Source organism: Rothia nasimurium, assembly GCF_014217215.1.
In the GTDB taxonomy this organism is placed as follows: Bacteria; Actinomycetota; Actinomycetes; order Actinomycetales; family Micrococcaceae; genus Rothia; species Rothia avistercoris.
Map to the genome: position 1 here is coordinate 33,230 of NZ_CP056080.1, position 24,352 is coordinate 57,581.

At 57.7% G+C, this 24,352-nt stretch carries 22 protein-coding genes; 17 read left to right on the forward strand and 5 right to left on the reverse strand.

Translation table 11 applies throughout. From position 1 onward, the window contains the following. The first annotated feature begins 76 nt into the window (after nt 1-76). The 6 genes from HWU94_RS00185 to HWU94_RS00210 all read left to right on the forward strand — a co-directional run bounded on the left by HWU94_RS00185 (nt 77) and on the right by HWU94_RS00210 (nt 5,184). A complete protein-coding gene (locus HWU94_RS00185) occupies nt 77-823 on the forward strand; it encodes a response regulator transcription factor (RefSeq protein WP_185173798.1) in 747 nt (248 codons plus the stop codon). A gap of 5 nt (nt 824-828) precedes the next feature. Further along, entirely contained in the window at nt 829-2,382 is a 1,554-nt protein-coding gene (locus HWU94_RS00190) for a cell wall metabolism sensor histidine kinase WalK (protein ID WP_185173799.1), read from the forward strand. 9 nt (nt 2,383-2,391) lie between these two features. After that, nucleotides 2,392-2,844: a CrcB family protein gene (locus HWU94_RS00195; protein WP_185173800.1), complete on the forward strand. Its 453-nt coding sequence runs from the start codon at nt 2,392-2,394 to the stop codon at nt 2,842-2,844. Nucleotides 2,845-2,847: 3 nt separating this feature from the next. Further along, the gene (locus HWU94_RS00200; RefSeq protein ID WP_185173801.1) at nt 2,848-3,249 is read left to right on the forward strand and encodes a CrcB family protein; all 402 of its coding nucleotides are present in this window, start codon (nt 2,848-2,850) and stop codon (nt 3,247-3,249) included. An 82-nt stretch (nt 3,250-3,331) separates the two neighbouring features. Next, nucleotides 3,332-3,955: a VanZ family protein gene (locus HWU94_RS00205; protein ID WP_185173802.1), complete on the forward strand. Its 624-nt coding sequence runs from the start codon at nt 3,332-3,334 to the stop codon at nt 3,953-3,955. Nucleotides 3,956-4,221: 266 nt separating this feature from the next. Continuing rightward, the gene (locus tag HWU94_RS00210; RefSeq protein WP_185173803.1) at nt 4,222-5,184 is read left to right on the forward strand and encodes an MIP/aquaporin family protein; all 963 of its coding nucleotides are present in this window, start codon (nt 4,222-4,224) and stop codon (nt 5,182-5,184) included. Between the two features lie 4 nt (nt 5,185-5,188). Here HWU94_RS00210 and HWU94_RS00215 read toward each other — a convergent pair whose 3' ends face one another. From HWU94_RS00215 to HWU94_RS00225, 3 genes are read right to left on the reverse strand one after another with little or no spacing between them, the layout of a single operon-like run. Next, nucleotides 5,189-6,514 (reverse strand): hypothetical protein, encoded by a 1,326-nt coding sequence (locus tag HWU94_RS00215; protein ID WP_185173804.1) that lies wholly within the window; start codon nt 6,512-6,514, stop codon nt 5,189-5,191. A gap of 24 nt (nt 6,515-6,538) precedes the next feature. Next, entirely contained in the window at nt 6,539-7,768 is a 1,230-nt protein-coding gene (locus HWU94_RS00220; RefSeq protein WP_185173805.1) for an acetylornithine deacetylase, read from the reverse strand. Between the two features lie 39 nt (nt 7,769-7,807). Continuing rightward, nucleotides 7,808-8,329: a flavin reductase family protein gene (locus HWU94_RS00225; protein ID WP_185173806.1), complete on the reverse strand. Its 522-nt coding sequence runs from the start codon at nt 8,327-8,329 to the stop codon at nt 7,808-7,810. Between the two features lie 261 nt (nt 8,330-8,590). Here HWU94_RS00225 and HWU94_RS00230 point away from each other — a divergent pair, with 261 nt between their 5' ends. Further along, nucleotides 8,591-9,109 carry a gluconokinase gene (locus HWU94_RS00230; RefSeq protein WP_185173807.1) on the forward strand — a complete coding sequence of 173 codons (519 nt, stop codon included), beginning with the start codon at nt 8,591-8,593 and terminating at the stop codon, nt 9,107-9,109. A 23-nt stretch (nt 9,110-9,132) separates the two neighbouring features. Next, on the forward strand, nt 9,133-10,539 hold the full coding sequence (locus tag HWU94_RS00235) for a GntP family permease (RefSeq protein WP_185173808.1): 1,407 nt from the start codon (nt 9,133-9,135) through the stop codon (nt 10,537-10,539). Between the two features lie 85 nt (nt 10,540-10,624). On the opposite strand, the gene HWU94_RS00240 is transcribed toward HWU94_RS00235, so the two are convergent. Next, on the reverse strand, nt 10,625-12,292 hold the full coding sequence (locus tag HWU94_RS00240) for an alpha-keto acid decarboxylase family protein (RefSeq protein WP_244955976.1): 1,668 nt from the start codon (nt 12,290-12,292) through the stop codon (nt 10,625-10,627). 239 nt (nt 12,293-12,531) lie between these two features. Here HWU94_RS00240 and HWU94_RS00245 point away from each other — a divergent pair, with 239 nt between their 5' ends. From HWU94_RS00245 to HWU94_RS00265, 5 genes are all read left to right on the forward strand, one after another. Continuing rightward, nucleotides 12,532-14,562: a DUF6541 family protein gene (locus HWU94_RS00245; protein ID WP_185173809.1), complete on the forward strand. Its 2,031-nt coding sequence runs from the start codon at nt 12,532-12,534 to the stop codon at nt 14,560-14,562. Between the two features lie 87 nt (nt 14,563-14,649). Beyond that, nucleotides 14,650-15,387 (forward strand): glycosyltransferase family 2 protein, encoded by a 738-nt coding sequence (locus HWU94_RS00250; RefSeq protein WP_185173810.1) that lies wholly within the window; start codon nt 14,650-14,652, stop codon nt 15,385-15,387. 2 nt (nt 15,388-15,389) lie between these two features. Continuing rightward, entirely contained in the window at nt 15,390-15,785 is a 396-nt protein-coding gene (locus HWU94_RS00255) for a DUF2304 domain-containing protein (RefSeq protein ID WP_185173811.1), read from the forward strand. A 5-nt stretch (nt 15,786-15,790) separates the two neighbouring features. After that, a complete protein-coding gene (locus HWU94_RS00260; protein WP_185173812.1) occupies nt 15,791-16,909 on the forward strand; it encodes a glycosyltransferase family 4 protein in 1,119 nt (372 codons plus the stop codon). Beyond that, nucleotides 16,909-17,757 (forward strand): glycosyltransferase, encoded by an 849-nt coding sequence (locus HWU94_RS00265; RefSeq protein WP_185173813.1) that lies wholly within the window; start codon nt 16,909-16,911, stop codon nt 17,755-17,757. The genes HWU94_RS00260 and HWU94_RS00265 overlap by 1 nt, the downstream gene beginning before the upstream one ends. Nucleotides 17,758-17,801: 44 nt before the next feature. On the opposite strand, the gene HWU94_RS00270 is transcribed toward HWU94_RS00265, so the two are convergent. Beyond that, nucleotides 17,802-19,094, reverse strand: a complete 1,293-nt coding sequence (locus tag HWU94_RS00270) for a hypothetical protein (RefSeq protein ID WP_185173814.1) — start codon at nt 19,092-19,094, stop codon at nt 17,802-17,804. Between the two features lie 95 nt (nt 19,095-19,189). On the opposite strand from HWU94_RS00270, the gene HWU94_RS00275 reads away from it, so the two are divergent. The 4 genes from HWU94_RS00275 to HWU94_RS00290 all read left to right on the forward strand — a co-directional run bounded on the left by HWU94_RS00275 (nt 19,190) and on the right by HWU94_RS00290 (nt 24,348). Continuing rightward, nucleotides 19,190-20,200: a glycosyltransferase family 2 protein gene (locus HWU94_RS00275; RefSeq protein WP_185173815.1), complete on the forward strand. Its 1,011-nt coding sequence runs from the start codon at nt 19,190-19,192 to the stop codon at nt 20,198-20,200. Nucleotides 20,201-20,203: 3 nt separating this feature from the next. Continuing rightward, nucleotides 20,204-20,611, forward strand: coding sequence for a GtrA family protein (locus HWU94_RS00280; protein WP_185173816.1), 408 nt, complete (start codon nt 20,204-20,206; stop codon nt 20,609-20,611). Next, nucleotides 20,604-22,091, forward strand: a complete 1,488-nt coding sequence (locus HWU94_RS00285; RefSeq protein ID WP_185173817.1) for a DUF6056 family protein — start codon at nt 20,604-20,606, stop codon at nt 22,089-22,091. Before HWU94_RS00280 ends, HWU94_RS00285 begins: the two co-directional genes overlap by 8 nt. 88 nt (nt 22,092-22,179) lie before the next feature. Further along, a complete protein-coding gene (locus HWU94_RS00290; RefSeq protein ID WP_185173818.1) occupies nt 22,180-24,348 on the forward strand; it encodes an acyltransferase family protein in 2,169 nt (722 codons plus the stop codon). Nucleotides 24,349-24,352: the final 4 nt, after the last annotated feature.

The following is a 24,352-nucleotide window of genomic DNA, read 5'->3' on the forward strand; positions in this document are numbered from 1 at the left end:
TGAAAACAGCCCCCAAATCCCCTCAAATAGCGGTCAAGAGACCCCTAAACTCCCGCGGTTGGCTACCCTTAGAAGCATGAGCAGCACAGCAACCGATATCGCCAAGAACCTTCCGGCCCTTGAACACCCCGACGGGTCGCCGATCCGCGCCCTCGTAGTAGACGATGAGCGCATGCTCGAAGAGCTGGTCAGTGTGGCACTCAAAATGATTGGCTGGGAGGTTAAATCAGCGGGCGAGGGCCCAGCAGCCCTGGCTATCGCCCGCGACTGGCGCCCCGACGTCCTCGTGCTCGACATCATGATGCCCGGCTTCGACGGCGTCGAGCTGCTCTCACGCATCCGCAAACTTTACCCCGAGGTGCCCTGCCTCTTCCTTACAGCCAAGGACTCCGTGGACGACCGCATCGTTGGCCTGGCAGCCGGCGCCGACGACTACGTCACCAAGCCCTTCTCCATGGAAGAGGTTATCATCCGCTTGCACCGCCTGGTGCAGCGCTCCGGCGTAGCAGCAGCCAACGACGCTGAACTCGTAGTCGGCGACCTGGTGCTCAACCAGGACACCCGCGAAGTCACCCGCGGCGGCGAAGAAATCCAGCTCACCGCAACCCAGTTCGACCTGCTGCGCTACCTCATGGAAAACGCTAAGCGCGTGGTCTCTAAGGCCCAGATTCTCGATAACGTCTGGAACTACGACTTCGGCGGCCAGGCTAACATTGTGGAACTCTACATCTCCTACCTGCGCAAAAAGATTGATGCGGGCCGTGAACCCATGATTCATACCGTGCGCGGCGCAGGCTACGTCATTAAGCCCGCCAACCGGTAGGGCCCATGGCAGCACCTTCACAGCCTGCGGTCGCCCCTGCGCCTGCTTCGGGGCAGGAGCAGGCCCAGGATGCAGCCCCCACCGGGCTGCGCACCGCCCCCCACCTGCGCACCAAGCTCATCGCCATTCTGGTGACCATGCTGGGTATCGCCTGCCTCATTATTGGCGTTTCGAGCTACATTGCCCTCTCTAGCTCCCTCATGGACCGGACTTACGGGCAGCTCGACGAAGCTGCCCACCGAGCGGTTTCTTTCAAACCCGGCGGTCCCGCCGGGCAAAACGGTAACACTGAGGTAGACGGCTGCCAGCAGTTCAACGGCCGCACCACCCTCGACGCCCCCGGCCAGGGCCCCGGCACCCTGAGCCTGTGCACCGCCAACGGCCAGACCGTGGTGGCTGGTCTACTTGACTCGGTTGGCTCCACCCAGACCCTCAGTGACGCCGACCAGCAGACCCTGCTGGTATTCTCCACCTCTGACGGAACCGTTGAAGTAGACCTTGAGGTGGGCGAATACCTGGTTGTCATGCAGGATAACCCGGTCAGCGAGGGCGTCATCGTCACCGGCGTACCCCTGGCAGAAACCCACCGCATCCTAGCTGTACTGGTAGCTGTCATCGCTGCCGGCTCGGTCGCCGTGATGATCGGTGCCGGTGTGCTGGGCTCCTGGATTATCCACCGCACCATGCAACCCCTTGAACGAGTCTCGCAGGTCGCAGCGGGCGTCGCCCACATGGACCTGGCTCTTGAAACCCTGCCCGAGGCGACCCGCGTGCAGCCCGCGGACGCCCACCCCGGCGACGAGGTGGGAGCGGTTGGGTATGCCCTCAACCAGCTCCTAGACAACGTGCAGTCTGCCCTCGAAGCGCGCTCGCGCACCGAGGAGCAGATGCGGGTCTTTGTGGCGGACGCCTCCCACGAGCTGCGTACGCCCCTGGCGGCTATCAAGGGGTATGCCGATATGATTCGCTGGACCGAAACCCTCACCGACCAGGGTAAGACATCGTTAGAGCGCGTGAGCTCGCAGACTGAGCGCATGTCACGCCTGGTCGAAGACCTGCTTCTGCTGGCCCGTCTCGACGAAGGCCGTGAGCCCGATATGACCGAGGTGGACCTGACCGAACTGCTGGTAGAAAACGTCATGGACCTGCAGGTGGCAGCCCCTTCTCACATCTGGCAGCTCAACCTGCCCGAGGACGTGGTGGAGGTGCGCGGCGACCGCTCCCAGCTCCAGCAGGTACTGTTGAACCTGCTCTCGAACGCCCGGAAGCACACGGACGAGGGCACCACGGTGACCGCCTCCCTGTCGATTTCTGCCAGTGGCCGCGAGGCCATCATGAGCGTGAGCGACAATGGTCCCGGCATTGACCCCGAGTTCAAGAGCAAGATTTTCGACCGCTTTACGCGGGCGGACGCTGTCCGCTCTGGCTCCGATGGCACCACCGGTCTGGGTCTTCCTATCGCCAAGGCCATTGTGGAAGCCCACGGGGGGTCTATCGATGTGGTCTCCCACCCGGGGCGTACCGAGTTTACGGTGCGTCTGCCCCTGCTGGCGGCGTAGGCTGGGGGAATGACCCCTACATTTCGCGCAACCTGGCTTGTCTTTCTGGGTGGTGGAGCAGGTGCCCTGGCGCGGGCCCTGCTCCTGGCTGCCTTTCCTGTCTCTGGCACCCTACCCGTGACCGTGCTGGTGGTGAACTGGGTAGGGGTCTTCCTGTTGGCTCTGTTGACGGGCGCCCTGCTTGCCGCTGCCCCGGGAGGGGTTGTATCGGCTCGTGCTGAGGAGCTCCGTCTTACGCTGGGCACCGGCTTTCTGGGTGGGTTCACCACCTATTCCACCTTTGCCCTCGCCCTGGCTCAGCTGACCCTGGACGGGTACTGGGGGGTGGCTGCCGCCTACGCCCTGCTCTCGCTGGTTGGCGGCTACCTGCTGGCCTGGGCCGGTTGGCAGCTCGGGGGTAGATGGGAGAGGCGCGGACGCCCGCCCCACGCCGGTCGGCCAGCTCGTAGAGCGGGGGAGTAGGGTATGGTCTATCTTTTGGTCTTTATCGCCGGTGGCGCAGGCGCTGCCCTGCGCCTGTGGGTTGATGCCTGGGTTAAGGCCCTTGTATCAAGACTCTGGCAAGTGTCTATGCCGCTAGGGACATTTTTTATTAATGTCACTGGATCCTTTCTTTTGGGCTGCCTTACCGGCCTTCTTGCTACCTATATCAGGCCTATTCCCGATGCGGAAACTTTTGTAATTACAGAAAATCTCACCCTCATTCTGGGAGTGGGCTTTTTAGGCGGCTACACCACCTTCTCCACCGCCCTGCTCGAAACCCTACGAGCCCCCGGTAAGCTGGCCACCGGCGTCCTTGCCCTCGGCCAACTAATTGCCGCAACCGCTGCCGCCGCGGCCGGGCTGGCCCTGACTGCCCTCATCTAGTCACTCGTTATTCTTCTCTGCTATGAGACCCAGCTAAACCCGGTACACTCAATCACTCAGATTCTTGTTGATATATAAGGCTATGCGGTACTACTTCTACTTCTCGATTCCCGTGCTCCAGCAGGCGCTTTCCCTCTGGGCCCTGCTCATGGTGTTTATCGTGCCCGCCCTCTGGTGGTTTGGCCACCACCTGCCTACCCGCAGGCTCCTGCGCCGCATAGCTGCCACGGGCGTCCTGGTGCTCTACGCTACCGGAGTCATTGCCTACACCTTCCTACCCCTGCCCGATAACGACGTCTTTGTCTGCCCCGACGGCTGGGGCAGCACCTACCCCCGCTTCTTCCTGGGATGGAGTATTGACTTCGCCATTGCCGCCAACGACGGCCTGCTCGGCGCCCTTTTTTCGATCTACGTGCTACAGATGCTGCTGAATGTGCTGCTCTTTGTGCCCTTTGGCCTGCTGGCCCGCTGGCGCTGGGGAGCTAGTTTTCGCACCGTGCTCTTTGCTGCCTTTGGCACCTCGCTCGCGATCGAGCTGACCCAGCTGACCGGTATCTGGGGTTACTACGACTGCGCTATCCGAACCTTTGACGCCGAAGACATCTTCAACAACACCCTGGGTGCCGTACTGGGCTGGGGCGCCCTCGCCGCCTGGCAGTACCGCCGTACCCTGCCGGGGCAGCTGCGCCGCCTCTTCGGGCGCTAGTGGGGCGGGGCGTTTTCCTCTTTGACCCGCGCGGACGCCCGCCCCGTATATCGCCGTCTTAGTTGGTGGGCGGGGCTGGTGGGTGCTTGGTCACAGCGCTTGGAAAAGAGGGCGGTAAACCGCTTAAGTGTTAGGGCACTTTTACTCCTAAGCCTTGCCGCATAAAACCCAATAATTCACACTTAAAGCCAAGTGAAGCAAACTATGGGCTGAAGGATCCGGCACCTGCCTGGGCGTACTAGCCCCCGACACTTGCGGAGAAACACGTGAACACCATCAGCCCCTACCTCGCTGAATTCCTGGGCACCATGATTATGGTGACCATCGGCTGCGGCGTCATCGCCACCGTCGAACTGCGCCGCTCCAAAGGCCACGGCGACAACTTCTTCACCATCGCCTTCGGCTGGGGTTTTGCCGTTACCTTCGGTGTCTACGCCTCCCACGCCTACTCAGGTGGGCACCTCAACCCCGCTGTTTCCATCGGCCTAGCCGCCTACGGGGAGTTCGACTGGGCCATGGTGCCCGGCTACATTCTCGCCCAGGTTGCCGGTGCCATGGTGGGTGCGGGTTTCGTCTTCCTCAACTATCTGCCCCACTGGAAGGCAACCGCCGACCGCAAGATCAAACTCGGCGTTTTTGCTACCGTGCCGGCTATTCACAACTACTTCACCAACGCCCTGTCTGAGATTATCGGTACCTTCCTGCTGGTCTTCTCAGCCCTCTACGTGGGGGTTAACTTCACCCCCGTCCTTGAGGGTTCAGCCCTGGCCCTCAACCTGAACCACGTGCTCAAGCCTCTGGCCTTCGGCTTCCTGGTCACTGTGCTGGTGATTGGTTTGGGCGGTCAGACCGGCTTTGCCCTCAACCCGGCCCGCGACTTCGGCCCCCGCCTCATGCACGCCCTGCTACCTATTCACGGTAAGGGTAGCTCCCGCTGGTACTACGCCTGGGTACCGGTGTGCGCTCCCACCGCCGGTGGCATGATGGGCGGGTCCTTCTTCAAGCTCTACTACGACGGCCAGTTCTCTATCTTCCAGGTGATTGGCGTCGTGCTGGCCCTGGCTGTGCTCGGGTTTGGCCTGTGGGCTAATAAGCACATGTACCGGTCTAAGTCGGCTGAGGTGCTACCCCAGAGCGAGGACACCGAGGCTACCGCCGCGTCCGCCGCTGCCACCTATGTGCCCACCGGCAAAATCCCGGTCGTGCAGAAGAGGGCCTTCTGGGAGTAGCTCGCTAGGCGCGGTCTTGCAGCTCGCTCCAGGGCTGGCCGCGGCTCACCAGATGGAGTTTGACAGTGTAGCCCGCACCCAGTTCGCTGGTGAGGGTCTCGCGCAGTCTCTCACCCAGCTGCCGCCAGGCCAGGGTTGTGGGGTTGGCGGGGTCTTCCGGAGCCATGTCCAGGTCTTCCCAGAGGCTGGCCCATTTGCCCAGCAACTGCCGGGTGGCCTGGGTCAGCTCAAGATCCTCGGCCAGACCTTTCCCGTCGGCGTACCAGAGGGGGAAGAATTCTCCCCAGTCATTGGCAAGGGCCAGGTGCACGGTCTGCGAATGCGGGCCGATACGCCACTGGGTCACCGGGGGCAGTCCGGGCTCTTCGTAGAGATCCCGGTGAATCGCCCGCACCAGGGGTTCTAGGGAAGAGGCGGCGCGGACGTCCGCCACCTCGTACTTGCCCCTGGTAAAGGGGAGGTTTTCCTGGGCCCCTACCAGCGGGGAGCCGTAGACAATATCCCAGTTGCCGCTGCGCTGAATATACAGGGTCATGCTGTTGAGCCAACTCAGCTTCAGTACCCAGCAATCGGTATCGGTGCTGGCCACACGACGCAGGGTGGCGGGCCGGTAGCCCTGTTGCGCCTGGGAGTAGTCCCTGTAGAACCCTTCGGGCCACAGGCTCTCAGGCCGTACCCCGCTGGCGGTTGCTGCCAGACCCCGCACCTTGTCACAGGAGGGGCGGACGGGTACGACCCCCCACCAGCGCAGCGGAGAGGCGGGCAGGGCTAGGGTTAGATCGACCTCGGATACCGTCTGGGTGGCAGAGGTGAGATAGGGCAGGTTGCTACAGCGGGTCACCACCCCGGGCGTGAGCCGGGGCCAGGTCGCCGGGTAGGGCTGGTTGCCCAGTTCCCGGTCAATCAGGGCGCGGACGCCTCGACAAAAGCCAGCGAGAAGCTCCAGCTCCTCGGTGAGTTCATCACCCGTAACGGCAGGTTGAAAGACGCCCGGGTTGGTTTCGGTCAGGACGGGGAGCCCCTCCCCTCCGAGTAGGGAAGCCGACGAAGCGGTAATCTGCCAGGTGCCGGCGTCCGCATACTCTCCGTGCCCAGCGCGATAGAGGGCACTGACCTGCACCCCCGCCACGGTGTCGGGCCGGTAGGTGGCGGTAATCTTTCCCCGGCCGGGCGGCTGGTTCAGGTGCTGTTCCACCTCTCCCTGAAGATAGATCAGCAGGGAGGGTTCACCCGCCCGCTCAAGGCTGACGGGAACCGTCAGAATACCGGCCAGGGCCGGGTGTAGGCCCGGCGCCGACGGGTAGGGAATAAAGTGATATGAGACACTCATAGGGCCCAGTCTAGATACCCGGACCTATTCCTGGCTAGCCCACTCCAGCACTTTGAGCATGAAGCGGTCGCAGGCCTCAATCTGGGCCAGCTCAATCCACTCATTGGGGGTGTGGGCCTGAGCAATATCGCCGGGACCGCACACCACCGCCTGCACCCCGCCGTAGAGGGCGAATTGGCCAGCCTCAGTACCGTAGGTAACCTTCTGGGCTTCCACAGAACCGGGGCGCCCCGCCCACTCGTTAGCCAGGGCAATAATCTCAGCACCGTCAGCGGTGCCCAGGGCAGGGACGGCAGCCAGAAGCTCATGGGTAATACCCACGGCGTCCACAAACTCGCCGGGTGCAGCGCCAGCCAGGGCCTCAGCGTCCGCCGCCCGTGCCTTGAGCGCAGGCAGCAGGTCGTCGGCAATCTTCGCCTCAACCAGAGCCAGCACCTCGTCGGTCGTCATCTGGGGAACCGTGCGGAAGTCATACTCCAGCACCACGTGCTCACCCACAATGTTGTACTGAATACCACCGCGGGCAAAGTTCACCCCACCGGTGGAATAGGGCACCACAAACCCCTCATCAAAGGGACCCTCAGCCCGCCAGGTACCGGCCAGCTGCTCAAAGAAAGTAATAAACTCCGCCGCCTGCGCCAGAGCGTTAACCCCGTGAGGGCCCAGGGAGGCATGCTTAGCAATACCCTTGAAAGTCACCTGGCCGCGGTGGGCACCCTTATGGGCAGAAATAACCTGCATCATGGACGGCTCACCAATCACCGCAAAATCAGGGTTAATACCGCGGGCCTTAAAATCTCTGACCATGGCAGGCGCACCCACACAGCCAATTTCCTCATCGTAGGAAAAAGCGAAATGAACGGGCCTAGCCGGCTCGGCCTCAAGCAACTGGGGCAGCAGCCACATCGCTGACCCAATAAAAGACTTCATATCCGACGCCCCGCGCCCGTAAAGCCTGCCGTCCTTCACCAGGGGAGTGAAAGGGTCGGTGACTGTCCAGGCCTGGCCCTCAACCGGCACCACGTCCGTATGCCCCGACAGCACCACGCCGCCGTCCCTACCACCGTCAGCGGCGGGCACGGTCACAAACAGGTTGGCGCGCTCGCCGTCCTCGCTGTAGGTGTAGTGCGGGGTCAGGCCGTGAGCCTCAAACTCAGCCGCCAGCAGGTCGAGCACGGGGCGGTTGCTGGTCTGGCTGATGGACTGCGCGGCAATAAGCTTTTCAATCCAGGGAAGAGATGCAGGGAGTGTCATAGCACCAGTCTAAAACCCCGTCCCTGCCGGGGCGCTAGATTACAGGGCCGAGTGGTCGCCCAAGCCGTGGAAACGGCGGGCGTGGTAAACGGTGGGGGCTGCGTTGGCGTCGTGGCGGATGAAGTCGGTGACCTCAGCGGTAAAGACCACGGCAGGGCCCGCATTGAGGGTACCCAGGGGGCGGACGCGCAACACCCGGCTCACCCCGTGCAGCAGGGGCTCGCCGGTGGGCAGGCGGTCCCAGGTGGAGGTATCGCCAAACTTATCGGCCTTGCTGACCGAGAAGAGCTTGGCGATCTCGATGTTATCGGCACCAATCAGGTGAATCAGGAAGGAGTCAGCATCGATGATGCGGGCAGCCGAACCGGTGCGATCCTTGAAAGAAAAAGACACGATGGGAGGCTCAGCAGAAACCGACGACAGGGACGAGATGGTCAGACCACCCGGCAGCCCGTCAGAGCCCTCAGCGGTGATGATGGCAACGCCGGCTGCCTGGGCGCCGAAAGCCTCGCAGAAAAGTTCGGTGGCGGTCTTCTCGCTGATGTTTACCTGGGTGGTCATGGTCGGTTTTCCTTTGTGCGGCTGCTTGGGGACTACAGCGCCGGGAGCGCTTGGTCTTCAGCCTAGGACTTCAGGTGCACCAAACCCTAGCCTTTCTCACATATTGCCCCTATGAGTAGAACTGTGACGCTGTTACGTGCGCAGGCTGTAACAAAGAGTAGAGGTCGTAACAGGTTAAGCAGGCACACGCTTGCTTAACCTGCACGTCTTTAGCGCTTCGTCTATTCGATATACAGACCAAATGGGTGCACAATAATAGACATGACAACGGAGAACACACATCACATTGTCGTGATGGGTGTGAGCGGTACCGGCAAAACCAGCATCGCCCACGCCCTGCGCGACCAGCTAGGGTGGTCCTTCGTCGAAGGCGACGACCTGCACCCTGCTGAAAACATCCAGAAAATGAGCGCCGGGATTCCCCTCACCGATGAAGATCGCGCCCCCTGGCTTGCCCGTATCGCCACCTGGATCAAGGACGCGGACGCCCGCGGCGAGCACACAATCGTCACCTGCTCCGCCCTCAAACGTACCTACCGTGACGTGCTGCGCGAAGCCGCCCCCGGCGTCCTCTTCGTACACCTGACCGGCCCTCGAGAAACTATTGCAGAACGCATGAAGCACCGCGAAGGCCACTTCATGCCCACCTCCCTACTCGACTCCCAATTCGCCACCCTCGAACCCCTCGAAGCTGACGAAGCCGGGGTGCTCGTTGACATCTCTGGCACCCCGGAACAGGTTGCAACCGCGGCACTGGCCGCCCTGCGTCCTACCCTATAAGCCCCACACGAAAGCACACCACTATGCCTCTCCCCGAAGACTGGGCTCAAACCCTCACCGCTGGGCCCCTGCTCGCTATCGCCGCCGGCGCAATCCTGCTCCTGCTGCTCCTCATCATCAAATTCAAACTCCACGCCTTCCCCGCCCTTATTATCGTCAGCCTGCTCACCGCCGTCGCCACCGGAATCCCCGTCGCCAGCATCGTGCCCGTCATGCTCAGCGGATTCGGATCAACCCTGGCGTCTGTAGCCCTGCTCGTTGGCCTTGGAGCCATGCTGGGGGCCCTCATCCAATACTCCGGCGGTGCCCAGGTACTTGCCCACAAACTCATCTCGGTCTTCGGTGAAGACCGCGCCCCCATCGCCCTCGGCGTGGCATCTATGCTCTTTGGCTTCCCCATTTTCTTTGACGCCGGCCTTGTCGTGATGCTCCCCATCGTCTTCTCCGTCGCTCGTTGGGTTGGTGGCTCCCTTCTGCTCTACGGAATCCCCGCCGTGGGCGCATTCTCCGTCATGCACGTCTTCGTGCCGCCCCACCCCGGACCGGTCTCCGCAGCCTCTTTCTTCGAAGCCAACGTCGGTACTCTACTGCTCGTCTCCCTCATCATCGCGGTACCGACCTGGTACCTTGCCGTTTACCTCTTCTCAAAGTTCATCGGTAAGCGCATCGACCTTCCCGTGCCCGCCCTCATGGGCCACGAAGAAACCCAGGACGAGCCCCTCAACCCGCCCTCCTTCGGCACCGTTCTCTTCGTGCTGCTGCTCCCCATGTTCCTCATCTTCCTCAACACCGGCCTCAACACTCTGGCAAAGGGAGGCGTGCTGCCTGAAAGTGCAGCAGATGAAACCTGGTTCCAAACCCTGCGCCTGCTCGGCGAGACCCCTGTTGCCCTACTCATTACCTCCCTCGTTGCCATGTACCTGCTCGGCTTCAAACGTAAGGATCACGCGCTGGGTATCCAGCAGACTATGGACGGCGCACTTCCCGCGGTCTGCTCCGTCATCCTGATTACCGGAGCCGGTGGTATGTTCGGTGGCGTGCTACGGTCCTCAGGAATCGGCGATGCTCTCGCCGATGTGCTGGGTGACCTGGGTATTCCCCTCATTGTTGCGGGCTTCCTCATTGCCGCAATTCTACGCGTCGCCCAGGGATCAGCGACCGTAGCCCTGACCACCGCCGCAGGTCTCATCACCCCCGGTGTTCTGGCTGCAGATTTTAACTCCATCCAGCTGGCTGCCCTTGTCGTTTCGGTCGCTGCAGGCTCTGTGGTGCTCTCGCACTTCAACGACTCAGGTTTCTGGCTGGTCAGCCGCTTCTTCAATATGGACGAGAAGACCACCCTCAAAACCTGGACGGTAATGGAAACCCTCATTGGTGTCGTAGGTTTTGCCGGTGCCGTGGCCGTGTTTGGGGTCGCTAGCCTGCTTTAGTTGCCTGTGGGCTATAGCCGGACGCGCCCGCCCCGCCTTCGTCCGTGAAGGCGGGGCGGGCGCGTCCTTGCGGGTTCTTGTAGTACTACTTCTTCTTATTGAGCTGGGCTGCCTGGGCACCGAACTTCTCAAGCAGCTCGGGCATATCCATGGGTGCGGTGACTACCTCAATGAAAACCAGCTTGTCACGGTTCTCCTTAGCAACCCGGCAGGCCTCGTCGAACTCGCGAACCGTAGCAGCGCGTAGCGTGATGGTGTTAGAGTCTGTGCCGCCGAAGGCCGCCGGAATCTTCGACCAGTCGTAGGCGGTGATGTCGTTGTACTGGGCCTCGACGCCGTGAATCGACCGTTCGATGGTGTAGCCGTCATTGTTAATCAAGAAGACCACCGGGTTCACGCCCTCGCGGATAATGGTGCCAATCTCCTGAATCGTCAGCTGGGCTGAGCCGTCACCCACCATCAGCACGCCGCGGGAATCGGTATCGGCCATAGCCGCACCCAGCAGGGCCGGAATGGAGTAGCCGATAGAACCCCACAGGGGCATGCCGATAAAGCGAGAATCGCGCGGGAACTTACGGGTTGCCATGCCGAAGAAAGAGGTACCCATATCGACTACAACGGTGTTCTTCTCATCCAGGTTTGATGAGAGGACCCGCCACAGGGCGTCCTGGGTCAGGGCTTCGTCGGTGATCTCAGGTAGGGGTTCATCGGTGGTGGGTGCCTCAAAGGGGGTGCCCTTCAGGCCGAGCTCGAGAGACACCTCTTTAATAATCCTCAGGGCGCTGGCCATGGTGAGCGGGGCATAGTGGTGACCGGCGATGCTGGTGCTCTCTGCGCCGATGTTAATAACCCGCCCAAAGTCTATCTGATGTGAGTATATGCCGGTTGTGGTATCTGTAAATTCCACGCCAGCACAGACCAAAACCTCGGCATCTTCTACTACCGCACGGGTGTGTTCAGCCGACAGGCCACCCACGTAGATGCCTGCAAAGTTAGGCTTGGTTTCGTTCAGTACGGCCTTGCCCCACATGAGGGACGCGAAGGGGAACTTGGTTTCGGTCACCAGGGCGCGGACGTCCTGTACCGCCCCCAGGCGCTCAGCCATGATATCTGCCAGCACCGTCACGCTCTTGCCGCGCATGAAGTCGGCGACGGCGTCCTTGAAAAGGGCCTCAATGTCGGGGGAGGAAACACGGCTATCCACATCGAGCGGCTGGGCTGGTGGGGTAGCGGGCATTGTTGAAACATCAACCGGCAGCATCAGGTAGCCGGGTTTACGGTGGATGACGGCGGTGCGGATGACACGGTCAATATCGCTCGCAGCGGTCGCCGGGTGCAGGGCCGCAACGGCGGCAGACACCTCGGACGCCATACGCATAAAATGCTTGAAATCCCCATCGCCCAGAGTGTGGTGCATGCGCAGGTGGGAATTCTGGGCCGACAGGCTGGGTGCACCCACAATATGAATCACGGGCACATTCTCAGCGTAGGAGCCGGCGGTTGCGTTGATAGCTGACAGCTCACCCACGCCGTAGGTAGTCACCAGGGCACCCAGGCCCTTAACGCGGGCGTAGCCGTCCGCCGCATACCCGGCGTTAAGCTCATTCGCATTACCCACCCAATCCAGCTTCTCGTGCGCCAGCACGTCGTCGAGGAAGAAGAGGTTAAAGTCCCCGGGTACACCGAAAACCTTGTCTACGCCCAGCTCAGCCAGACGGTCGAGAATATAGTTACCCACGGTATAGGTCATCATTGACTCCTTAGTATTAAACACAGCAGGTTATATGACCTGCAACATTCATAACTAGTGTAGTGGTTGAGGGTTGCTCCGGCATTAGGTAGCGTGCGCCGGGGACTTAGCCTGGCGTGCAGAATCACTGTATCTAGCGCGTGTGACCTTTGTTGAAAAGTTTCAGCACCCCCTTGCCTGGCTTTACTACTAGACTTGGGAAGAACGCTTTACCCCCCCCGCGGCCACAAACAAGGAGAACGATGAGCTGGTTCGAGATTGCAATGCCTCTACTGGTTGGGCTTATCTATCTTTTTGTTCCGGGCCTGCTGATTTCGGCGGCTGCCCGGCTACGCGGGTTTGAGGCTTTTGGCCTAGCTCCGGCGCTTTCTGTGGCAGCTATTATGCTGGGTGCAACCGTGACCCCTATGCTCGGTATTCGCTGGGCTTTATGGGTTCCGTTTGCCTCGGCTGTAGTGCTTGCTGCCGTTATTCTGCTTGTGGTTCTAGTAGGACGCTGGGCTGGGCTTGGCTCTGCCCCAGCTCGTTCACATCAGGGGAGGTGGCTTCCTCCTCAACGTTCTGTAGTGGCTAGCGCCTGGTGGTCGAAAGATCAGATGGTGTACTGGGGTAGCTTCCTTGTGGGTGCCCTCCTGCTGTGGCGCAACGTTACGAATGCTATTGGCCAGCCTGAATGGATTTCTCAGACCTGGGATAACAACTTCCATCTCAACGCGGTACGTTTCATTGAAGATACAGGTAGTGCCTCGCCCCTCACCCTGGGTGCAATGACAACGGTTGAAGGGGAATCTACCTTTTACCCCGGAGCTTGGCACGCTATCGTTTCGCTCATTACGATGGGCTCAGGCGCTGACATACCGGTGGCAACTAATACTATGGCTGTAGTGGTTTCGGCTATTATCTGGCCTCTCAGCACAGTTTTTATGGTGCGCCAAATTTTTAAGCTGAACACCGCAGGCGTCATGGTGGTGGGAGCTTTCGCAGCTGCCTTTACTGCCTACCCTATTCTGTTGCTTGATTTTGGTGTGCTGTACCCGAACCTGCTAGGTATTGCCCTGCTGCCTGCCGGTATCGGTCTGGTAGCGCAGCTCTTCCGCATGGTAGCGGTTCGCCGTATCTTAACCCTGCAGTCGGTGGTCTTAGGGGTTTGGGTGGCTTTGGCTATTGCGATTGCCCACCCCAATGCGATTATGTCGCTCCTGGTAATGATTATTCCTTTGCTGCTCAGCCGCGTCATTCTTAACTTCGTTACTAGCTTTAAGCACCGTGCCTACTGGGGTGCAGCGGGAGCCACAGCCCTGGGCGTTGCGCTAATTTTCATCGTGATGAATATTCTGTGGGGTGTGGTCCGTCCGCCCCAGGCAGCAGGCGAAGTGTGGGGCCCCGTCCTTACCCAGGGGCAGGCGCTAGGGGAACCCTTTGCCTTTGCTGCGATGGGCTTTAAGCCCCAGTGGTTCCTGGCTATTGTTTTTGTAATTGGCCTGTATACATTCACCCGCCGTGCCAATGTTTACTCCCTCTGGGTGCTTGGTGCTTGGGCTGTGGTTGTTTACTTTTATGTAGCTGCCCGCTCCCTGGCGTGGGAGGACGGACGCTATGAAGTCGTAGGTCTCTGGTACCACGATTCTTTCCGTCTGGCCGCCCTCTTGCCCGTCATGAGCGTTCCTATGCTGGCTCTGGCTGTGCACTGGGTAGCGGAAAAACTGGTTGCTAGCCAGTGGTGGCAGCGGACCCAGTGGGAGAGCACCCGACGCATGCTAGTAGTTGGTGCCGTAGCCCTGTTTACTGTAGTTGGGTTTGGCCAAACTAGCAGCGCTTTGCAGAACCAGGTTGAGGCGAACTACTACGAGTATGCCCCTGACTCTGAATCTGACCTCTTGAGCACCGATGAGTTCGACATGCTTGAGGTGCTCGATGAGTATGTGCCCGAAGGTGAGACCGTTGTAGTGCAGCCTTTCACCGGCGCTGCCCTGGCCTATGCAATAGCAGACCGTCCCGTGACCGCCTACCACACTATCTATTCAGCAGATGATGATGTGAAGTACGTGCAGGATCACCTAAATCAGGCTCTCACGGATCCTCAGGTCTGCCGTGCTCTGGATAACCTCAATGCTGACTACTATCTTGACTTCGGTTATGCAGAAGTCAACGGGCATGACCACAGTAGCTGGTACGCGGGCTTTGAGGGGCTAGCTGAATCTGGAGTGCTGACCGAGGTTCACCGCGAAGGTGATGCTGTTCTGTACAAGATCACGGCCTGCTCAGCGCCCTAAGGCGGGCTACCCCAAACTGATAGACTGGGCCATACGCATGTTACCTATCGGCCGATAGATGCACGAGACAGGAAAGCCAGCCCACAGATGAACAGTGAATCTGCACCGCAGGAGCGTCCGCGCGTTCTGGTGATTATGCCCGCCTGGAATGAGGAAGAGGCTATCGGAGCGACGATTGCTGACCTTCGGGCCAAGGCTCCCTGGGTTGACCTGGTCGTCATTAATGACGGCTCTACAGATAGCACGGCCCAAGTGGCCCGCCAGGCCGGTGCTTTCGTCATTGACCTGCCTTACAACATGGGGGTTGGTGCTGCCATGCGAACCGGGTACCGGTATGCCCGCCGTATGGACTACGACATTGCTATGCAAATGGATTCGGACGGCCAGCACCCACCTGAGTTTATCGACACCCTCATTGAAGGCCTGAACCGGGCCGATATCGTTATCGGCTCCCGCTTTGCAGCCTCTGACACCTACAAGGTGCGAGGCCCCCGTAAATGGGCAATGGGTCTGCTCTCTTTTCTCTTCACCCGTATCTCGGGTGAGAAATTTACCGATGTCACCAGCGGCTTCCGTGCGGTAAACCGCCGGGGCATCCAGCAGTACTGTGAATTTTTTCCTGCTGAGTACCTAGGGGATACCATCGACTCAACCGTGATGGCCATTCGTTCGGGCTGCAAGGTCATTCAGGTACCGGTAGAAATGCGGGAACGGCAGGGCGGCACTCCCTCATCAGGGCCTCTAAAATCAGCTATCTACCTGGTGCGATCCTTTTTCGCCTTCGGTATCTCCATGACGCGTAAGAAAACAGCCGGGGAGGGCTAAACATGCCGTCAAATGTCTTTTTTCTAATCCTGTCGGTTCTCATCTTCGTCATGGTCTTCGCCCAGGTACGCAATCAGAAGATGAAGGAAAAGTACGCTGCCCTGTGGTTGCTAGTGTCTGCAGCTATTATTGTGCTGGCTCTCTTCCCCCACCTACTGAGCACACTTGCTGACCTGACAGGCGTCATCGTGCCCGTTAACCTGCTTTTCATGCTGGCAATTATTATGCTTATCGGTATTTGCCTGCACCTGACCCTAGATCTCTCACGACTGGGGGAAGATACCAGAACCTTGGCTGAAGAAGTGGCGATGCTCAGAGCCCAGCTAGAGCAGGGAAACACTGAGCACCCCCGCCACCCCGTGCCTACTGAAAGCCGCCCAGAAGAAGAGGGCAAATAGAAACCATGAATATCGCCTTCGTTATCAATAACTACCCCCCTAAGGTGGGTGGCCTAGAACAGCATGTTTCTGCCCTGTCAGCCGAGCTGCACAGGCTAGGGCATAAGGTCACTATCGTGACCCTCTCAGATACACCCGGTGTGAGCTTTGAAAATGGTATCAAGGTTTATCGGCTCAAGGAGTACCTCACCGTCGACGGCATCCTCGGTTTCCCATCTTTAGTGGGTCTTACTCGCCTCGCTAAGGTGCTGAAGCGCGAGGATATCGATGTCATCTCGGTTCATACCCGCTTCTTTAGCATGAGCTGGTTTGGGGTTGCCTTAGGTCGAATAATGAAGATTCCCGTAGTCCATACCGAGCACGGTTCGGGCTTTGTGGTCTCGGAGAAGGCTGTTATTCGCTTAGCAAGTCAGCTGGTAGACCGTACATTAGGTGTGCTGACACTCCGTGCAGCTTCTAAGGTTTTGGGTGTTTCTCAGCCCTCCTGTGATTTTGTTAAAAGGCTTTCAGGTGTAGACGCTGAGGTTTTTTATAACGTTTCCCCCCTGCCTATGGCTGCCCCTGAAGATGTTGTCTTCCAACGGAAAAAGCTTGTCTTTTTAGCCCGTGTGGTTGAGGTGAAGGGCTGGCGGGCTTTTCTCGAAACTGTCCAGCAACTCCATGCAGAAGATACTGAGATTACCGGTGTAGTGCTGGGCGCTGGGGCTGATTTGGAGAAGGCTAAAGCTTATGCCGCTGAGTTGGGTATTGCTGACGCAGTAGATTTCAAGGGCTTCGTCGATCACGCAACTGTAGCTCGTGAGCTTCGCGGGGCGACCCTGGTCAATCCCACTGTGGCGGCCGAAGGGTTCCAAACCACCATCATCGATGCTTACGTTTCACAGGCAGCAATCGTTACCTACGATGTATCGAGCGCCCGGGTGCTTAAGGACGCCGGGGTTCGGGTTCATATTGTCGGGCAGCAGGGCGTACCCCAGCTGGCAGCAGCCGTACGTGCTGAGGTCGCGCAGGGCCCCCAGGCCTACCCTGTAGAAGACCTCCAGCGGTGGGGCTGGGCTAGCCAGGGTAAGACCTATGAGCAAATCGTTCAGACTTATAGGCATAAGATTCACGAGGAGTTGTAGTGGAAAAGATAGAGGGAACCCTTGCCGTTATCGTTCGCAGCGGGGAACTCAATCGATGGGTAGATGAAGCCATGAAGTCTGCCCTCCAGAGTGACGGTATTGATTTAAAAGTTGTTCTAGTTCTGAACGGACCTAAGATCAGCCTTGATGCTACTCAAATACAGTCTGAGGAAGAACAGTACCCGTGGCTTACTGACAGCAGAGTCTTGGTGCTGCGATTTAACCATTATCTGGGGATGAGCGGTTCAATCATTGAAGGTATTAAACATGTCAACACTGAATACATCGCTAATCTCGACGGTGATGATATTGTTCTGCCCCAGCGTTTTGCAAAACAGCTAGAGTACCTTCAGTCTCATCCAGATTGCGTTCTAGTGGGAGCGCGGGCTCATATGATTGACGAGGACGACCAGCAAATCGGTGATTTGAAGTCTGTGGTATCGGCTGACGTGCGCAAGAGCCTCTTCTTATTTAACCCAATCCCCCATTCATCCGTCATGTTCCGTAAATCCGCATATGACAAGATTGGGGGGCATACCCCTGGGCTAGACCAGTGTGAAGACTACGATTTAACCCTAAGAATCGGTACCTTGGGAAAAGTTGCTGTGTTGCCTGACTTCTTGGTGTTGTACAGAGTCCACACCTCCAATTTAAGCAAGGGCGCGGCGCCTCGAGGCCCTCATGTGGATTGTGTAACTCGTGGCCGCCGCCAGCTCGCGAAGACTCTTGGCGTTCCCGCCGTCCTGGCATTACCCCCGCACTTGCTGTGGCGCAGCGTCCAGTTTGTGCGGGCGTCCGGGCTTATCCGCCCCCTGCACGAGTACTTCACCTACTTCAAACGTTCTTAAAACATCGAGGGGCAGCTCAGCTGCCCCTCACGTTGTATGCACTGCTAGATGGCTGGTGCGGACGCCTGTGTTCGGCTCAGTACCTCCATACCGGCAAGGTGCGCTGCCGCACCGATGACCGGGCTAGCCATCAACGCCACAACGGTTTTAGTTTCAAGATCTAACGGTAGCAGCAGACAGCCAAAAGCAACCACAACGGTAACTACCCAGCCTGCAAGGTAGATGCGGTGGGCGCCCATCGCCAGGGCCGCCGTGCCTGACAGCGTTGTCACCGCTAGCAGAGCCGCAGCAAAAGTGAGAGCCGCAAGGAAAGCACCGTTGAGCTGCCCGGCATACTTCTCGTAGATTTCATCGAAAAGCCAGGGACCCAGCAGATAAGCTGCTCCGGCTCCTACCGCCCCCAGAGCTAGCAAAGCCCCTACAGGTTTAAGCAGGGCAGCCGTAGGGCGCTGGGCATGGGCCAGGAAATAAGACACCGCGACACCCTGAAAAGCTTGCAGGGGCATCATGATGGGCGCGCGAGTGATGGAGATGCCCAAAATAATCGCGGCCAGAAGTGCATCGGACTCTGTTTCGGCCTTCGAACTTGTTGCTTCCAAGAAGATAGGAAAGCCCGTAGACATAGCAGCCATAGCTACCGCGGTCCCCACAGCTAAAAGCATGCTCCGGTACGCCGCGCCTGGGCGTCCTACCAGACGCAAACGAGTCGCTGAGCGTACCCGGGGTGAGAAAGCCACAAAAATGAGCCAGAGGAAGGCCGTTGCCAAGAAAGAGAGCTGAAAGGCAAGCAGGCCGCCCCCAACCACAGATACAAGCAGGGTACACAGGAAACAGAAAATACCGCCGGTTGAAATCAACAGGGCATATTCTGTCCAGGAACGGGTGCCAGCCATCGCCCCAATGCAGTAGACGTGGCAGGCATATACAGCCGTCACCAGGGTAATCAGAAGTGCTGTTCTCCAGTCCCCTGCTGGTAGGACGGTGCCGAGCCACACCGGTGTAAGAGCTGCAAAAATGAGAGCACAGGTGAGACCCACCCAGGTCGCTACCACGAGCGGGTTGTAGGTTCTCTGACGGGGGACAGAAGCAGAATTACCCTTGCTCAAATGATGGGAGCCGATGAGGCGCGCTGACTCTTGTTGAACCCCCAGCAAAGTCGCGAACACCAAAGAAGTAAGGGACCAGAAAACCAAAAAGTCCTTATTGTCTTCAACCGTTAGTGACCGGGCAGCTAGCCAGGTCACTAGAAAAGTAGTGCCCGCACTGATGATGGACGAAGCCGTAATAAAAAGTGACTGGCCGCGACTAATCACAGCTTCGGTATGTTCTTCGCTCACGGAATCTCTTCTTCTATGACGATAAGGAAAGTATCTCTAGCTTATCCGTCTTGCCACTTCAGAAAGCGTTCTAGGGTATGCCGTATGATGGTTTTATGCCACACTCCTCACATCGTTCACCCGTTGCCCCTGTGCTCTCAATCGTCGTGCCCGCGTATAACGAAAGCGCGGGAATTCAAACATTTCACGAGACACTTCTACTTCCAGCATTAGCTGCTGTTGCGGAGCGTCTTGCTGAGCGCTCCATGGGGGCTGACCCCTACGAGATTATCTATGTGAACGATGGCAGCACAGATAACACCCTTGAGAAGCTCCAGGAACTTGCCCAGGGGAGCACTACGACAAGAGTAGTTAATCTGTCACGGAACTTTGGTAAAGAAATCGCTACAACGGCAGGTATCGAAGTTGCCCTCGGGCAGGCCGTCCTTATTATGGACGCGGACGGCCAACACCCACCTGCCTATATCAGTGATTTTCTATCCCGTTGGGAAGCCGGCGCCCAGGTTGTGGTAGGTGTGCGCTCGAACGATGCTGGTGGCTTCTTCAAGACCCAAGGATCAAGGTTCTTTTACCGAATCCTCAACTCGATTTCGGAGAGTCAGACGGTACCCCGGTCTACAGACTTCAGGCTGCTAGATCGAGTTGTTGTAGACGAGTTTCTTCGCTTTAGCGAACGAAATCGCATAACTCGAGGCCTCATAGACTGGCTGGGCTTTAAACGCGATTACATAGAGTTTGAAGCTCCTGACCGTCTGGCAGGTGAAGCTACCTACAGCATGCGTAAGCTAGTGGGGCTTGCTCTCAACAGTTTCACCACGATGAGTATTAAGCCTCTTTTTGCTTTCGGTTATCTGGGGCTCTTTATCACCCTGCTAGCTTTTGTCGCGGGGCTGATGATTATTGTGCAACAGTTCCTGATGGGGGATCCCCTTGGCTGGGACATCACCGGTTCCGCCATGGTCGGAATACTCGTAGCCTTCCTCATTGGTGTGCTTTTGGTAGCGCAAGGAATGTTGGCTATCTACCTGTCTCACATTTATGTCCAAGCCCAGGGGCGCCCCCTTTACGTTATTGACTGCACCTCATCACGAAACCTTATTGGCTAGTCCATGCTAGATTTCCTACAACGCAATAAAACCCTGGTCCGCTATATTCTTGTGGGCGGAACCGGTGTGCTGTTTGAACTTGCCGTGATCTTTGTGGCAGTTAAGGTTTTTTCTGCCAGCGACGCCACTGCTGTTACTGCCAGCTACTGGCTAGGTGTAGCTTTCTCTTTCCTGCTTCAAAAGTTCTTTGCTTTTGAAAATAAGGACGTCCGGGTCAAGTCTGTGGGGTATCAGACGGTCTCCTTTGGTGTACTTCTTGCAGTCAATTACATTTTCACTCTTGTCTTCGTACACTTCACGGCGGCCTTCTTGGGTGTCTACCTAGCGCGCATGGTGGCTCTTGTCATTACCACCGGGTGGAACTTCTTTGTCTACAAGTTCATTATCTTTAGGAAGACTGGCAATGCGTAAAACTCTCATTTCTCAGCAGACCGAGCCTATGCGCCGAAACTTTCTGCCCATTGTGGCTCTTGCCGTTCTCGCTGCCCTGGTTGCCGGTACTTTCCTTTATTTCGCGGCCCGTGCCAGTATCATTGCGGACGATTTTAGCTACTTCAACGTCTACGCTCACCAGGGGAACCCTTTTACCTACGTCGTAGACCACTACCTCACCCATAATGGGCGTATCGGGCAGGCCTCCCTCTTCGCCTTCACCTACGCTCTTCTAGGTCAAAGCGCTATACAATTCGTCCCTGCTCTCATGTTCTTTACCCTCGTAGCTGCAGTGGCATACATAATGAGGCGTTTGGTAAGTTTTGAGCAGTCGCCCATAGTTGTCTCACACAGCTTAGCTACCCTTATCGTTGCCGGTGGACTTGTGCTTTCACCCAGTATGTTTGATTCCTACCTGTGGCTAACATCGAGCACCGTCTATCTGGGCGGGCTTACCTTTACCGCTTTGACCTTTTGTCTAGCTTTCTTTCTTGCAGAACGAAAAATCACTATCCGAGGGGCTCTTGCCCTGGCCCTAGCTGCAACCTGGGCAGGTATGTTCACGGAGCCGCTGACTATCTGCACCGGCATCGCTGGTTTCCTTCTGCTGGTCGCCGGCCTTCTTAGGCGCGAAGTAACTTTACGTCTCGTAGGAGAGGCTCTCTGGCTGGGGTCCCTTCTGGGCTTTGCCCTCATCTATTTCTCACCTGGAACTATGGCTCGCAGGGAATATTATGGGACAGAAATATCTCTCACTGGAATCCTCAAAAATCTACCCTCCGACCTCTCCCTCTTCTTCGGGCACTCCTCTGACTGGGGATATCTGCTCATTGCTATCTCGGCACTTTCCCTCTACGCCCTGAGCGCTCCTACCTGGAGGGCGTCCCTGCACCCCCTACGGCTCATGGGGCTGGCTTTAGCAATCTTTGCTATCTACTTCCTTGCCCACACCGTTATTGCAAAAACAGGTAGCTCCACCATCGCCCTGCGCACCTTCACCAACCCTGCGTTCGCTATGACTATCACTAGCCTGCTAGGTCTTCTTGCCCTAGTGCGACTCGTAAGCCCTCACAAAGCTAAAGTTCCTGCCCTGCTGGGGGCTGGTGTCCTCGCGCTTCTTACGCTCTTGCCTGCTACTTCCTACACTGCCACCACCGCTGCGGCCCTCAACCTGCGCGCAGAGCACCTGGAACTTCGTGGCGAATCTATTGCCCAACAGCGTGCTGAGAAGGGTGCCAATGAACCTATCGAGTTTGTCCCCGTGCGTATTGCACTCGTTAGTGAGGCTGTAGATCTTCAGCCTGCAGGGGCCCCTCAAATCGAGTGGGTCATCAATGCAATCAGTACCTGGTACGGAGTCGACGATGTTAGCCGGGTAGTAGTTATTCCCGAGCCTGCCGATTACTGCCTTCCCGCTAGTCATCTTGTGAAAGCAGACCTTACCTGCCCCGCCTTGTAAGCTCTCGGAGACCTAACCGGTGCCTGTGGTAGACTGCCCAAGTTGCCCAGCCATCGGGTAGCAACCGCACCATAGAGAAGCAGTACAGATGAACCGAACTCGCCACAGACATAAGCCCTTGGGTAGCTTCATTGAGCAACCCAAATTTAGGCCAGAAGTACAGGGACTCCGTTCCCTGGCGGTTCTTCTTGTGGTCATGTACCACGTCTGGTTTGGTAAAGTCTCTGGCGGCGTTGACGTCTTCCTCTTTATTTCCGCCTTCCTGCTCTCCCTATCGTCCTTACGTAAGATTCAGGATGGTAAGCCCCTTAAGGTTGTCAGCTACTGGCTCCATGTCTTTCAGCGCCTATTACCTGCCGCTGCAACTGTTATTGCAGCAACTTTGGTGGCCGCCTATTTCGTCATTGCTCCCTCACGCTGGGCATCCCTTTTAGCTGACGCCAAAGCAGCGCTCTTCTATTTCCTCAACTGGCGCCTGGCTTTCAACTCGGTGGACTACTACGCCCAAGATGCCACTCTCAAAACCCCCTTCCAGCATTTCTGGTCTCTATCTATGCAGGGCCAAATCTTTATTATCTGGCCTCTGCTGTTTGCTTTCGTAGCCTTCCTGGTGGGTTATCTGCGTCTGAAGGTTCTCCCCACCGCCCTATTTGTTTTTGGTACGGTCTTCGTTACCTCTCTTACCTTCTCCGTTATCGAGACTTCCACCAATCAGTCCTTCGCCTACTTTGATACTCGAACCCGCCTGTGGGAATTCGCAGCCGGCACCCTGCTCGCCATGCTGGTGCTGGCTTGGCGGGTGCCGTCCTGGCTCAAAGTTCCTATGGGCTGGTTAGGTGTTATCGGCCTTGTGACCAGTGGCTGGCTTCTGCCCGTGGAGAGGGCCTTCCCTGGTTACCTGGCGCTGTGGCCCCTGCTCTCGGGCGCTTTCGTGATTGCAGCTGGTCAAACTGGCTCCCGTCTGGGTGTAGACCGCCTTCTCTCAGCTAAACCTCTCCAGAAGATGGGAGCGATTTCTTACTGCCTCTATCTGGTGCACTGGCCCATTCTCATCCTGTACACCACCGCCATCGGAGAACCGAAGGCGGGCTGGCTCGACGGCACCCTGGTTATTCTGTCGTCTATCGCGGTAGCTTGGCTCCTGCACAACGTTGTTGAGAAGCCTCTGCGTGCCTGGGAGAAGAAGCCCAGCCGCCGCGCCCTGCGCCACACAAAGCGTAGCGAGGCTCCGTGGAACCGTAAAAAGCAGGACGCCCGAGGAAGCTGGGCACGACCGGTGGCGGTCATCGCAGTATGTTTCACTCTGGTTGGTGGCCTGGCTGTAGGAGCTACACGGTGGTTGAATGCACAAACCACCGTGTGGGAATATAACGCCTCGCTTGCAGGGACTCCTCAGTTTCCTGGTGCACTGGCTATAGGCGAGACCAAGAGATATCAGAATCCTCCAATCCCTGTCATCCGGGATCAAGGGTGGGTCGATACCTCTAATGGCGAACAGTGCAACTCCTACCCCGGTATGGAAAACTCAAGTCTTCACAATCCAGAAGCAGAGGAATACTGCTATGTGATGCAAACAAAGAGAAGCCCGGATGCGCCTACTTTTGTATTTGCAGGTGATTCGCATAGCCAACAATCACTGCCCTTATTTGAAGAAGTAATCCCCGACGATGCCACGGTGATCCTAATGATTAAACCTTGGTGCCGTTTGACTATCCCGGAAGAAAGCTACTCAACTGCTGGACCTGCAGCTGACGCTGCCTGTCAAAGCTACAATGCTCGAGCTCTTGAAGAAACTCAACAATTGAAACCCACCTATCTTGCAGTAATCTCTACTCGACCTCAAGATGGTATTCCCGATGAGTTGCCAGTCAGCGGGATCGATGCTGTAGCAAGTCTCGCGGAATCCTACGGAGGCAAAATCATATCTGTCCGTGATAACCCTCGGTTTGCTCAAAATATGTTTGAATGCTCTCAGCGTGAAAATACCTCGAGTTGTAGCGTTCCACAGTCGCAGGTATTAGCATCTATGGATCCTGCTCAACCCGTTCTCGACCGTTTCTCTAACGTCTACGAAGTGGATTTATCAAACTATTATTGCCCTGAAGGGTACTGCGTTCCTGTAATAGGAAATGTAGCTTTATACATGGATAACAACCACATTACAGCGCAGTATGGCAAGACTCTTTCGGGTGCAGTGATGCAACAACTTGAAGTCCAGGGCTGGGACCCCTCTGCTCCTAACCCGACGGACGAATAACCAC